Consider the following 13243-nt stretch of genomic DNA (forward strand, 5'->3'; position numbering starts at 1 on the left):
ATAAACCGGGGTTTTTTCAAGTCGTCAGTGGCGCAAGGCCAGTGGCGTCTCAGCCTTTGTAGGCAGCAACCGACTTGGTGATCGCTTCGCGGGCGGCGTCTGCACCGGCCCAGCCTTCGATTTTCACCCATTTGCCTTTTTCGAGGTCTTTGTAGTTCGCAAAGAAGTGCTCGATCTGCTGAATCAGCAGGGCTGGCAGGTCGGTGTATTCCTTCACGTCGACGTACAGCTGGGACAGCTTGTCGTGTGGGACTGCGATGACTTTGGCATCGCCGCCGCCGTCGTCGGTCATGTTCAGGATGCCGACCGGACGAGCGCGGATCACGGAGCCTGGAGCAACCGGGTAAGGGGTCACGACCAGCACGTCGAGGGGATCACCGTCGTCAGCCAGGGTGTTCGGGATGTAACCGTAGTTGGCCGGGTAGAACATCGGGGTGGCCATGAAACGGTCAACGAACAGGCAATCGCTGTCTTTGTCGATTTCGTATTTGATCGGCGCGTGGTTGGCCGGAATCTCGATAGCGACGTAGATGTCGTTCGGCAGGTCTTTGCCAGCCGGAATCTTGCTGTAGCTCATTGGGCGGTGCCCCCGTTAGTTGACCAAAAACACTTGGCCGGATTGACCAAAAAGTGGCGGCGATTATAGGCATATTCCGCCGATCACGCTACGGATCAGAGGTCGTGTAGACCTTAGTCGTGTGCCTGATAGACAGGGTTCTCGGCCAGAAGTTGCCGCAGACGCGCCAGTGGATCCTGCCGGTAAAACAGCCTCAACTGTTCATACACCTGTGGATAAGCCTCATACAGCAAATCCGGGGCACTGAAGAAGTATTCGCTGGTGACCGCGAAGAACTCGGCGGGGTTTTCCGCGGCGTAGGGGTCGATGGCGGTTTCGGCGTCCGGGTTGCGCTCCAGTTGCCCGTCGAGGTCGTCGTAGGCCTCTTGCATGACCCTGGCCCAGTCGCTGACGCGCATGTCGGCGTGCAGCGGCGGCAGGCCGTTGGCGTCGCCGTTGAGCATGTCGAGCTTGTGCGCGAGTTCGTGGATCACCAGGTTGTAGCCTTCCCAGCCACCACTGGTCATCACGCCGGGCCAGGCCAGGATGATCGGGCCTTGCTGCCAGGCTTCGCCGCTGTGTTCGCCGTCCCACTCGTGTTCAACGCCACTGGCGTCGCGATGGCGCTGCGGGCTGAGGAAGTCGTCGGGGTAGAGGACGATTTCGTGAAAACCCTGATACCAGTTCAGATCGCCCAGCTTCAGCAACGGTAATTGCGCCTGGGCGGCGAGTAGCAAACGCTGCTCCTGATGGAGTTCGACGCCGGGCAGGGCGGTCAGGTGTTTGTCGTCGAGAAACAGTACGCAGGCTTCGCGCAACCACTGGTCTTCAGCCGCGCTGATGCCGTCGAGGAAACTCAGGTGATGGCGCACCCGCTGCCACATATCGTCGGCAATCGGGTGCCTGGCCAGGATGCGCCGGCGACGCCAGGCGCTGAGCGACCACATCGTTCAGTGTGGTTCGGCTTTGGACGCGGCGCTGCCGAAGCGGCTGCGAATCACGCCGATGATCATCGGCACCAGTGACAGCAGAATGATGCCCACTACCAGCAGCGAGAGGTTTTTCTTGATGAACGGTACGTTGCCGAAGAAGTAACCGAGGGTCACCAGACCGCCCACCCAGAGGATGGTGCCGATGACGCTGAAAAAGAAGAAACGCGGGTAAGGCATTTTCGCCACGCCGGCGACGAACGGAGCAAAGGTGCGGATGATCGGCAGGAAGCGCGCCAGGGTCACGGTTTTGCCGCCGTGCTTGTCATAGAAGTCGTGGGTTTGTTGCAGGTAATCGCGGCGGAAAATTTTCGAGTTCGGGTTGCTGAACAGTCGCTCTCCCGCCGTTCGTCCGATGATGTAGTTGGTGCTGTCCCCGAGGATCGCCGCCAGCATCAGCAGGCCACCGAGCAATACCGGGTCCATGCCGCCACCGGCCGCCACGGCGCCGGCGATGAAAAGAAGGGAATCGCCCGGCAGGAAAGGCATCACCACCAGGCCGGTCTCGCAGAAGATCACCAGAAACAGGATGGCGTAGATCCATGGCCCGTAGTTGTTTACCAGCAAGTCGAGGTAAACATCGAGATGCAGGATAAGGTCGAGCGGGTTGAAATCCATGGAGGCACCTGTGGTGACGGCCCGACTCGGCAGGCCTGTGCGGATGACTTCGCGTAAGGCTACAGACGGGTGTAGTTTTTCTTACAAGCCGGAAAGGTCGGCATTATACGGGCTGAGAAGTGAAAAGCGCGTCGAGTTTGTAGCGAGGAGTGTCGCGCAAGACCGGCGGCGCGGTCTGCTTTTTTTTGTAGGAGCAGCCGGTCGACGCTCGATTGCTCGCGAAAGCGGTCGAGCATCCGGCGGATATGCTGAATGACATACCGCTTTCGCGAGCAAGCTTCGCTCCTACGAGGGCTCGGTGCGGATCAAAGCTCGTCGCTGATCGGCAACACGTAGTTTTTAAACTCAGTGTCTTCCTTGAATCCGATGGATTCGTAGGTTTTCTGTGCGATTTTGTTGTCGCTGCTGGTGGAAACGCGCATGCGCACGGCATTGGTTTCCTTGGCCATTTTTTTCGCGGTGCGCATCAGGTTGTCAGCCACTAACTGCCGGCGGGCGTCTTCGGCGACATAAATGTCGTTGAGGATCCACACGCGTTTAAGTGAAAGCGACGAAAAGCTCGGGTACAGCTGACAGAAACCCATCAGCTTCTTGTCGTCGTCATCGGCCAGGGCCAGGTAGATCACCGATTCCTTGCGACGCAGGCGTTTCTCGAGGAACGCCCGGGACGAGTCCGGATACGGCAGGGAACCATAAAACTCGCGATATTTGACGAACAACGGGGTCAGCAGGTCCAGGTGTTCAAGGGTCGCTTGAATAATCCGCATCGATAGGTCTCGTCTTCAAGTGGCTGTCTTCACATGCTCTGACGGCGAACGGTTCTTCACTCGGGCAGCCGTGTTTCGATCCTGCCTGAAATTGAATCAGAAACGCAATGCGGAAACGGTTCAGGCATCCGGCAGGCTCAGTAGGAAATTACCTTTCATGTCCGCTCCTGCGTCCGACTCCAGCGTCTGAAGCTGCGCTTCGTCCTTCAGGTTGACCCCCGACAACTGCCGCCGACAGGCTTCGCGCATCAGATAAAGCAAGCGGTGTGCCGCCATGCCATAACTCAAGCCTTCCAGTCGCACATTGGAGATGCAGTTGCGGTAAGCATCCGTCAGACCGACCTTTGGATTGTAGGTGAAATATAATCCCAGACTGTCTGGCGAGCTGAGGCCAGGGCGTTCGCCAATCAGGATTACCACCATTTTTGCGCCCAGCAATTCGCCGATTTCGTCGCTTATCGCAACCCGGCCTTGTTCTACCAGAATCACCGGTGAAACCGTCCAGCCATCGACTTCGATCTGCTCTCGCATGCGCGAAAGGAAGGGCACGGTGTGGCGGTGCACAGCCAGTGCCGACAAACCATCGGCCACGACAATCACCAGATCGACGCCGCCGGGATAGGCTGAAGCATGGTTGCGCAGGATTTGCGCGGACTCATCGCTCAATTTCCGCCCCAAGTCAGGGCGCTGCAAATAGCTGTCGCGGTTTGTGGCGGCGCTGTGCAGAAGCACACTTTCGTATCCGCATTCGGCCAGTTGCGCGCTGAGCCCGGCATGGTCGAAGGGCAGGTGCACCGCGTCCCGAGCCTGGGCGTGGGCGTACTGGAAATCCAGCTGTGCGCTGGTCGGCATGCTGGTGCCGGTGCGGCCCAGGGCAATCCGTGCCGGGGTCAGGCGCCGCAGTTCCAGCAAAGGATTTTCTGAATCAACAGGCGGTTTATCCATCTCGACACTCATCCCAGTTGCCCCATCGCCTGGCGGAAGGCTGGCGGCAGGCGCTCGCCGAAATGAATCTTGCCATCGGCCTGAGTGAAAATGCCCATTTTGGCCAGCCACTGTTCGAACTCCGGCGCCGGTTTCAAGCCCAGGGTTTGTCGGGCGTAAAGCGCGTCGTGGAACGAAGTGGTCTGGTAGTTGAGCATGATGTCGTCGGAACCGGGGATGCCCATGATGAAGTTGATCCCGGCCACGCCCAGCAGGGTCAGCAGGGTGTCCATGTCGTCCTGGTCGGCCTCGGCGTGGTTGGTATAACAGATGTCGCAGCCCATCGGCACGCCAAGCAATTTGCCGCAGAAGTGGTCTTCCAGGCCTGCACGGATGATCTGTTTGCCGTTGTAGAGGTATTCCGGGCCGATAAATCCTACGACGGTGTTCACCAAGAACGGTTTGAAATGTCGGGCAACTGCGTAGGCGCGGGTTTCGCAGGTTTGTTGATCGATGCCGTGGTGGGCGTTGGCCGACAGGGCGCTACCCTGGCCGGTCTCGAAATACATCAGGTTTTGCCCAAGCGTGCCGCGATTCAGGCTCAAACCGGCGTCGTAACCTTCCTGCAACACGTTCAGGTTGATGCCGAAGCTGGCATTGGCCGCTTCGGTGCCGGCGATCGACTGGAACACCAGGTCCAGCGGAACGCCGCGATTGATCGCTTCGATGGACGTGGTGACGTGGGTCAGCACGCAGGCTTGTGTAGGAATTTCGTAGCGCTGGATGATCGCGTCGAGCATTTCCAGCATCGCGCAAATCGAGGCAATGCTGTCGGTGGCCGGGTTGATACCGATCATCGCGTCGCCGTTGCCGTACAGCAGGCCGTCGAGAATGCTCGCGGCGATACCGGCCGGTTCGTCGGTGGGGTGGTTGGGTTGCAGGCGGGTGGATAAGCGTCCCCGCAGGCCCATGGTGCCGCGAAAGTGCGTGATCACACGGATTTTCTGTGCGACCAGCACCAGGTCCTGCACGCGCATGATTTTTGACACGGCCGCGGCCATTTCCGGCGTCAGGCCTGGTGCGAGGGCGCGCAGGCTCTGTTCGTCGGCGGCATCGCTGAGCAGCCAGTCGCGAAACCCGCCAATGGTGAGATGGCTGACCACGGCGAAGGCTTGTTTGTCGTGAGTGTCGATGATCAGTCGGGTGACTTCATCGGCCTCGTAAGGAATCAGCACTTCCTGCAGGAAGTGAGTCAGCGGGATGTCAGCCAGGGCCATTTGCGCGGCGACGCGCTCGCCATCGTTAAGGGCGGCGACGCCGGCCAGGAAATCCCCGGAGCGCGCCGGGCTGGCCTTGGCCATGACCTCTTTGAGGCTGGCGAAGCGGTAGGTCTGGGCGCCGATGGAATGGGCAAATGTGGCCACGGTGTCCTCCTGATGTGTAGAAGTCTTGATTACCCTGACATTCCCTTGTGGGAGCCAGCCTGCTGGCGATTGCAGTGTGTCATTCAAAATCTATGCTGACTGTCAGACCGCAATCGCCAGCAGGCTGGCTCCCACAGGGGGAGCGGTGTGCACTTCAATAAAGCAGGCGCCGGGGAGTTAGCCCGGCACCGGTGCAACTCAGGCGCCTTCGAGCATCGCATCCGCCGGCGCATCGAAGCGCTGTTTGGCGGTCAGTTGGAAATACAAATACCCGGCCGCCATGAAACCGAGGAACACACAGCCGATCAGCGTGTTGAACCACGCCATCGCGACCAGGCAGACCACCGCCAGGAACAGCGCAATCCCCGGTACGATCGGGTAGCCCGGCGCGCGGAAGCTGCGTTCCAGGTTCGGCTCGGTCTTACGCAGCTTGAACAGGCTCAGCATACTGATGATGTACATCACGATGGCACCGAATACCGACATGGTGATCATCGCTGCCGTCAGCGTCATGCCTTGCAGGTTGACCAGGCCGTCGCTGTAGATTGCCGCGATGCCGATCACGCCGCCGGCCAGAATGGCCCGGTGCGGGGTCTGGAAACGTGACAGTTTGGCCAGCGAACGTGGCAGGTAGCCGGCCCGGGCCAGGGCGAAGAACTGACGCGAGTAACCGAGAATGATCCCGTGGAAACTCGCCACCAGCCCGAACAGGCCGATCCAGACCAGCATGTGCATCCAGGTCGAATTGTTGCCGACCACGGCTTTCATCGCCTGAGGCAGCGGGTCGTTGATGTTCGACAATTGACGCCAGTCGCCCACGCCGCCGGCCATCACCATCACGCCGATCGCGAGGAACACCAACGTCAAAATGCCGCTGACGTACGCCTTGGGAATCGTGCGTTTCGGGTCCTTGGCTTCTTCAGCCGCCATCGCCGCACCTTCAATCGCGAGGAAAAACCAGATCGCGAACGGGATCGCCGCAAAGATGCCGGGGATTGAGGCAATGGTGAACTCGTTCGAACCCGACCAGCCGTTGAGCACGAAATTGCTGAAACTGAAGCCCGGCGCGACCACGCCCATGAACACCAGCAACTCGGCGACGGCCAGCACGGTCACCACCAGTTCAAACGTGGCGGCGATGCTGACGCCGAGGATGTTGAGCGTCATGAACACAAAATAGGCGCCAACGGCGGCAATCTTGGGGTCAAGTTCCGGGTATTGAACGTTCAGATAAGCGCCAATGGCCATGGCAATGGCTGGCGGCGCAAAGACGAATTCAATCAGCGTGGCAATGCCGGCAATCAAGCCGCCTTTCTCGCCGAAGGCCCGTCGGCTGTAGGCAAAGGGCCCGCCAGCGTGGGGAATGGCGGTAGTCAGTTCGGTGAAACTGAAGATGAAGCAGGTGTACATCGTCGCCACCATCAGGGCGGTGACGAGGAAACCCAGAGTGCCTGCGGTGCCCCAGCCGTAACTCCAGCCGAAGTACTCGCCGGAAATCACCAGGCCGACGGCAATGCCCCATAAGTGCAGGGTGCCGAGTGTGGGTTTGAGCTGTGTGGAAGAAGTCATAAGTCCTCGCTGTCTTTTTTATTGTTTGATCTGTTGGACTTTCGGAAACTGATTTTTGGTGTGGAGCGGGCACGCAAAGCCCGTGCCAGAGCGGCAGGGCAGTGATTTGTGGTGTGTTTGAGGATGCCTTCGCGGGCAAGCCTCGCTCCTACAGGTACGGCGTGATCCTGTAGGAGCGAAGCTTGCTCGCGAAGGCCGTTACGCGGTTTCGCGCGGGGTTAGAAGAAGCCCAACGGATTGATGTCGTAGCTCACCAGCAGGTTTTTGGTCTGCTGATAGTGATCGAGCATCATTTTGTGGGTTTCACGACCGACGCCGGACTTTTTGTAGCCACCGAACGCGGCGTGCGCCGGGTACAGGTGATAGCAGTTGGTCCACACGCGACCGGCCTTGATGGCGCGGCCCATGCGATAGGCGCGGTTGATGTCGCGGGTCCAGAGGCCGGCGCCGAGGCCGAACTCGGTGTCGTTGGCGATGGCCAGGGCTTCGGCTTCGTCCTTGAACGTGGTGATGCTCACCACCGGGCCAAAGATTTCTTCCTGGAACACACGCATTTTGTTGGTGCCCTTGAGCAGGGTTGGCTGGATGTAATAACCCGTCGCCAGACTGCCCTCGAGTTTTTCCACCTTGCCGCCGGTCAGCAGCTCGGCGCCTTCGCCCTTGGCGATTTCCAGGTACGAAAGGATTTTGTCGAATTGCTGCTCGGACGCCTGGGCGCCGACCATGGTGTCGGTGTCCAGCGGGTCACCGCGTTTGATCGACAGGACTTTTTTCATCACCTCTTTCATGAAGTCGTCGTAGATCGATTCCTGCACCAGCGCGCGGGACGGGCAGGTGCAGACTTCGCCCTGGTTGAAGAATGCCAGCACCAGGCCTTCAGCGGCTTTCTCGATGAAGGACGGTTCGGCTTTCATGATGTCTTCGAAGAAGATGTTCGGCGATTTGCCACCCAGCTCCACGGTGGACGGGATGATGTTTTCGGCAGCGCATTTCATGATGTGCGAGCCGACCGGGGTCGAGCCAGTGAAGGCGATCTTGGCGATGCGTTTGCTGGTGGCGAGCGCTTCGCCGGCTTCTTTGCCGAAACCTTGCACAATGTTGAGCACGCCCGGTGGCAGCAGGTCGCCGATCAGCTCGACCAGCACGGTGATGCCCAGCGGTGTTTGTTCTGCAGGCTTGAGCACCACGCAGTTGCCCGCCGCCAGCGCCGGGGCGAGTTTCCACGCGGCCATCAGGATCGGGAAGTTCCACGGGATGATCTGCCCGACCACGCCCAGCGGTTCATGGATGTGATAGGCCACGGTGTTGCCGTCGATCTCGGCAGCGCTGCCTTCCTGCGCACGGATGCAACCGGCGAAGTAACGGAAGTGGTCGGCGGCCAGCGGGATGTCGGCGTTGAGGGTTTCGCGAACGGCTTTGCCGTTGTCCCAGGATTCGGTGATCGCCAGCAGTTCCAGATTCTGCTCGATGCGGTCGGCGATTTTCAGCAGCACCAGCGAGCGCGCCTGGGCGGACGTGGCGCCCCAGGCATCGGCAGCGGCGTGGGCAGCGTCCAGGGCTTTGTCGATGTCTTCGGCCGTGGAGCGCGGGAATTCGGCAATCGGTTGGCCATTCACTGGCGAGGTATTGGTGAAGTACTGACCTTTGACAGGCGCGACGAACTCGCCGCCGATGTAGTTACCGTATTTGGCTTTGAACGAAACGATAGCGCCTTCAGTACCGGGGTGAGCGTAACGCATGGTGTTTTCTCCTTGGCTTTTGTACTTATTAGAGAGGCGCATGTGCGCTTGCTATAAGCGTAGAGCAAAGGTCGGGCCACTGCCCTGTGAGCTAGGCAAATCAAGGCCTTGCACGTTTTTTGTCGGACGGATGGATGGCGGCTGTGACGCTTTCGGTACAGCCCCCGTGACAGTTTGTACCGCTTGTGGCACAAGCTGTGACTGACCGGTCTTGCCAGCATTGCAATGCGGGCTAGGCTGGAGGATGCTCGGGCATCACCTCAATACGGGTCACCGAGCCCCGGGGAGAATAATAAGAAATGCACGACAACCATTTGAGTCGCCATGCCCAGCAAGTGCTGACCGTGACCCAGGGGAAATCCCACCTGCACGGTCCCGGCAGCGATCCGTCCATTGCCCGTTCCTGGCTGCGTTGTCTTGAGGACTATCACCTCGACCCGGCCCTGACCATGGCGCCGACGGTGCTGGAGCATGGTCGTGTCCTCGAAAGCCGCGAACGCTTGCAGCAAGTGCTGCACATCGCCGGCAACGAAATGAGCAGTCTTCATCAGCAGCTGTCCGGCGCAGGCCATGCGGTGCTGCTGACGGATGCGCGCGGGGTGATCCTCAATTGTGTGACGGCACCCGCCGAGCGGAAGATTTTTGAACGCGCCGGCCTCTGGCTTGGTGCCGACTGGAGCGAAGCCTGCGAAGGCACCAACGGCATCGGCACCTGCCTGGTGGAGCGACAGTCGCTGACCATTCACCAGGACGAACACTTTCGTGGGCGTCATACTGGCCTGACCTGCTCGGCGAGCCCGGTGTTCGATCCGCATGGCGAACTGCTGGCGGTGCTCGACGTGTCCTCGGCGCGGCACGAGGTGTCACGGCAAAGTCAGTTCCACACCATGGCCCTGGTCAATCTGTCGGCGAAGATGATCGAGAGCTGCTATTTCCTGCGTTACTTCGACAATCAATGGTTGCTGCGTTTTCACCTGCAGGCGGAATCCGTCGGGCTGTTCAGCGAGGGGCTGCTGGCGTTCGACGGCGAGGGTCGGATCAGCGCGGTCAATCAGAGCGCGCTGAACCTGCTGGGGCATAGTCGCGGCGGGCTGCTGGGCAAACCGGTCGAGGCGTTTTTCGATTGCTCGCTGGATGAGTTGCTGGGCCGTGCGAGTGTGAATGCCAGCGCCAGTTGGCCGTTGCGCGCACGTGACGGGCGCGGCCTGTTTGCCGTGTTGCGCGGTCAGCCGCGCAGCATTCCGGTGCCGATAGTGCCCAGTCGGGTCGTTGCCGAACCTGCGCGCCTGTCGGGCATTTGTCTGGGCGATGCGGGTTTGCAGGAAGACTTCCGCAAATCCTTGCGTGTGTTCGAACGGGATGTGCCGCTGTTGATCAACGGCGAAACCGGGTCCGGCAAGGAGGCCTTCGCCAAAGCGGTGCATCAGGCCAGTCAGCGGGCCGAAAAAGCCTTCGTCGCGCTCAACTGCGCGGCCATCCCGGAAAGCCTGATCGAAAGCGAATTGTTCGGCTATCGCGGCGGCAGCTTTACCGGCGCACGCAAGGAAGGCATGCGCGGCAAGTTGCAGCAGGCCGATGGCGGGACCTTGTTCCTCGATGAAATCGGCGACATGCCGCTGGCGTTGCAGACCCGGCTATTAAGAGTGCTGGAAGATCGGCAAGTGGTGCCGATTGGCGGCGAGCCGGAGGCGGTCAACGTGCGGATCATCAGCGCGACTCACCGTAATCTTCTGGAGCGGGTGCAGGACGGCAGCTTCCGCGAGGATTTGTATTACCGGCTCAATGGTTTGGAGATTGCGTTGCCGGCGTTGCGCGAACGCAGTGACAAATCGCAGTTGCTCGACTTCCTGCTGGCGGAAGAGGCGGGCGGGGAGACGGTGCTGATTGATGAGCCCGCCCGCCAGGCGTTGCTGGGTTTCGCCTGGCCCGGGAACGTGCGGCAACTGCGCAACGTGCTGCGCACCTTGGCGGCGTTGTGTGATGGCGGGCGGATCGGGCTGGAGGATTTGCCGGCGATGATTCGACAAGCCAGGCCGGTGCCGGTTGTTGCCGTCGAACCGCCTTGCGAACATCCGCTGGATGATGCCGAGCGCCTGGCGTTGCTGAATGCGCTGGAGCAAACCCGTTGGCACATGACCCATACCGCCGAGCAGTTGGGTGTCAGCCGTAACACCCTCTATAGAAAGCTGCGTAAACACGGCATCGCACGATAGGCGTAGGAGCGAGGCTTGCCCGCGAAGAACGATAACGCGGTGCATCAGGTGAACCGTGTGATGGCATTCGCGGGCAAGTCGGGTCGCCGCACCGCTCGCTCCTACAAACACAAGGTGCGATTTTCGCCTCCCTACGCTAACCTGCGGCCATGTTTTACGAGGTCGACTAATGCACATTCATATTCTTGGTATCTGCGGCACTTTCATGGGTTCGATGGCGGTTCTGGCCAAAGAGCTGGGCCATCACGTGACCGGCTCCGATGCCAACGTCTATCCGCCGATGAGCACTCAGCTCGAGGCGCAGGGCATTGAACTGACCCAAGGTTATGACCCTGCGCAGCTCGATCCGGCGCCGGATCTGGTGGTCATCGGCAACGCCATGTCCCGCGGCAACCCAGCTGTTGAATACGTACTGAACAAAGGCCTGCCATACGTCTCCGGTCCGCAATGGCTGGCCGATCACGTGTTGCAAGGCCGCTGGGTGCTGGCCGTCGCCGGTACGCACGGCAAGACCACCACCAGCAGCATGCTGGCCTGGGTGCTGGAACACGCGGGCATGAGCCCCGGTTTCCTGATCGGCGGCGTGCCGCAGAATTTCTCGGTGTCGGCGCGTCTGGGCGGCACGCCGTTCTTCGTGATCGAAGCCGACGAGTACGACAGTGCGTTCTTCGACAAGCGCTCCAAGTTCGTTCACTACCGCCCGCGCACGGCGATCCTGAACAACCTGGAGTTCGATCACGCTGACATCTTCCCCGATCTGCCGGCCATCGAGCGGCAGTTCCACCATTTGGTGCGGACCATCCCGAGCGAAGGCCTGGTGATCCATCCGACCACCGAGCCGGCATTGCAGCGCGTGATCGAGATGGGCTGCTGGACCCCGGTGCAAACCACCGGCGCCGGTGGTCAGTGGCAGGTCAAACTGCTGAGCGAAGACGGTTCGAAATTCGAAGTGATGTTCGAAGGCGTCGCTCAAGGCGTGGTCGAGTGGGACATGACCGGCCAGCATAACGTTGCCAACGCACTGGCCACCCTGGCAGCCGCGCGGCATGTCGGTGTTGTGCCATCGATGGGCATTGCCGCGTTGAGCGCGTTCAAAAGCGTGAAGCGCCGTATGGAGAAAGTCGCCGAGGTCCGCGGCATTACCATCTATGACGATTTTGCCCATCACCCGACGGCCATCGCCACGACCCTCGACGGTCTGCGCAAACGCATCGGCGACGCGCCGCTGATCGCCATCATCGAGCCGCGCTCCAACTCCATGAAGCTCGGCGCGCACCGCGACGGCTTGCCGGAAAGCGTGGTCGATGCCGATCAGGTGATCTGGTACGCACCGGCCAACCTCGGTTGGGATCTGGGCGCAACGGCGGCGCTGTGCACGGTGCCGTCGATTGTCAGCGAATCACTGGAAGGCATCATCGACCGTGTGAAGAGCCAGGCGCAGCCCGGCACTCACGTGGTGATCATGAGCAACGGCGGCTTCGGCGGCCTGCACGGCAAACTCGCCGAGGCGCTGCAATGAACAACGGCCCGGAACGCATCACGCTGGCGATGACCGGCGCTTCGGGCGCCCAGTACGGTTTGCGCCTGCTGGACTGCCTGATCCGCGAAGACCGCGAGGTGCACTTCCTGATTTCCAAGGCTGCGCAACTGGTGATGGCCACCGAGACTGACGTCACGCTGCCGCCGAAAACCCAAATGATGCAGGCCTTCCTCACCGAGTACACCGGCGCTGCCGCCGGGCAGATTCGGGTGTACGGCAAGGAAGACTGGATGTCACCGGTGGCCTCGGGCTCCGGTGCGCCGTCGGCGATGGTGGTCGTGCCGTGTTCGACCGGTACGCTGTCGGCCATTGCCACCGGTGCCTGTAACAACCTGATCGAGCGCGCCGCCGATGTCACGCTGAAGGAGCGTCGCCAGCTGATTCTGGTGCCGCGTGAAGCGCCGTATTCGAGCATTCATCTGGAGCACATGCTCAAGTTGTCGAACATGGGCGTGACCATTTTGCCGGCGTCGCCGGGCTTCTATCATCAGCCGCAGACCATCGATGATCTGATCGATTTCGTGGTGGCGCGGATTCTCAACCTGCTGAACATTCCACAAGACATGCTGCCGCGTTGGGGCGAACACCATCTGACCAGCGATGAATAAGCTGCTGACGATTGTGCTGGCGCTGCAACTGGCGGGGTGCGCCACGGCGCGCACGCTGGATGCTGCCAAGCCGGGGGCACCGGTGGTGTATGCGGGCACGCGCCTGGATTTGTACGCCCTGAATGGCGGTTGCTGTGCGATGGATCGTTTTGGGGCGGAGGCGCCGAGCTATCCGGGTGTCGATCTGCCGGCCAGCGCGTTGCTTGATACGTTGCTGTTGCCGTTGTCGGTGTTGACGGTGATCGGCGTGAGTTTTCAGGCGACGGGTGGGTTGTAGCGTTCGGCGTTAGATCGGT

12 protein-coding genes are annotated in these 13243 nt (G+C 60.6%); 4 read left to right on the top strand and 8 right to left on the bottom strand.

Going from position 1 to position 13243, the window contains the following annotated elements:
- Positions 1-49: 49 nt before the first annotated feature.
- The 8 genes from ppa to ACM6IO_RS09170 all read right to left on the bottom strand — a co-directional run bounded on the left by ppa (position 50) and on the right by ACM6IO_RS09170 (position 8586).
- Positions 50-577 carry an inorganic diphosphatase gene (gene ppa, locus ACM6IO_RS09135; RefSeq protein ID WP_007990564.1) on the bottom strand — a complete coding sequence of 176 codons (528 nt, stop codon included), beginning with the start codon at positions 575-577 and terminating at the stop codon, positions 50-52.
- Between the two features lie 113 nt (positions 578-690).
- Positions 691-1503 carry a zinc-dependent peptidase gene (locus ACM6IO_RS09140; protein ID WP_414911319.1) on the bottom strand — a complete coding sequence of 271 codons (813 nt, stop codon included), beginning with the start codon at positions 1501-1503 and terminating at the stop codon, positions 691-693.
- Positions 1504-1506: 3 nt separating this feature from the next.
- A complete protein-coding gene (locus ACM6IO_RS09145) occupies positions 1507-2163 on the bottom strand; it encodes a DedA family protein (RefSeq protein ID WP_192228060.1) in 657 nt (218 codons plus the stop codon).
- A gap of 305 nt (positions 2164-2468) precedes the next feature.
- Positions 2469-2930, bottom strand: coding sequence for a GNAT family N-acetyltransferase (locus tag ACM6IO_RS09150; RefSeq protein WP_008042983.1), 462 nt, complete (start codon positions 2928-2930; stop codon positions 2469-2471).
- Between the two features lie 120 nt (positions 2931-3050).
- Positions 3051-3875: an ethanolamine ammonia-lyase subunit EutC gene (gene eutC / locus ACM6IO_RS09155; RefSeq protein WP_177318901.1), complete on the bottom strand. Its 825-nt coding sequence runs from the start codon at positions 3873-3875 to the stop codon at positions 3051-3053.
- An 8-nt stretch (positions 3876-3883) separates the two neighbouring features.
- The gene (locus ACM6IO_RS09160; protein WP_414911320.1) at positions 3884-5278 is read right to left on the bottom strand and encodes an ethanolamine ammonia-lyase subunit EutB; all 1395 of its coding nucleotides are present in this window, start codon (positions 5276-5278) and stop codon (positions 3884-3886) included.
- 198 nt (positions 5279-5476) lie between these two features.
- On the bottom strand, positions 5477-6847 hold the full coding sequence (gene eat, locus ACM6IO_RS09165; protein ID WP_414911321.1) for an ethanolamine permease: 1371 nt from the start codon (positions 6845-6847) through the stop codon (positions 5477-5479).
- A 218-nt stretch (positions 6848-7065) separates the two neighbouring features.
- Positions 7066-8586, bottom strand: coding sequence for an aldehyde dehydrogenase family protein (locus ACM6IO_RS09170; protein ID WP_008035766.1), 1521 nt, complete (start codon positions 8584-8586; stop codon positions 7066-7068).
- 299 nt (positions 8587-8885) lie between these two features.
- Here ACM6IO_RS09170 and ACM6IO_RS09175 point away from each other — a divergent pair, with 299 nt between their 5' ends.
- From ACM6IO_RS09175 to ACM6IO_RS09190, 4 genes are all read left to right on the top strand, one after another.
- Positions 8886-10799, top strand: coding sequence for a sigma-54-dependent Fis family transcriptional regulator (locus tag ACM6IO_RS09175; protein ID WP_414911322.1), 1914 nt, complete (start codon positions 8886-8888; stop codon positions 10797-10799).
- Positions 10800-10968: 169 nt separating this feature from the next.
- A complete protein-coding gene (gene mpl / locus ACM6IO_RS09180; RefSeq protein WP_414911323.1) occupies positions 10969-12318 on the top strand; it encodes a UDP-N-acetylmuramate:L-alanyl-gamma-D-glutamyl-meso-diaminopimelate ligase in 1350 nt (449 codons plus the stop codon).
- A complete protein-coding gene (gene ubiX, locus ACM6IO_RS09185; protein ID WP_008035761.1) occupies positions 12315-12947 on the top strand; it encodes a flavin prenyltransferase UbiX in 633 nt (210 codons plus the stop codon). Before mpl ends, ubiX begins: the two co-directional genes overlap by 4 nt.
- Complete coding sequence (locus ACM6IO_RS09190) at positions 12940-13224, top strand: YceK/YidQ family lipoprotein (RefSeq protein ID WP_008035760.1); 285 nt, start codon at positions 12940-12942, stop codon at positions 13222-13224. The genes ubiX and ACM6IO_RS09190 overlap by 8 nt, the downstream gene beginning before the upstream one ends.
- The last annotated feature ends 19 nt before the right edge of the window (positions 13225-13243 follow it).

The sequence above is a fragment of the Pseudomonas sp. IT-P44 genome, assembly GCF_949768225.1.
Taxonomy (GTDB): Bacteria; Pseudomonadota; Gammaproteobacteria; order Pseudomonadales; family Pseudomonadaceae; genus Aquipseudomonas; species Aquipseudomonas migulae.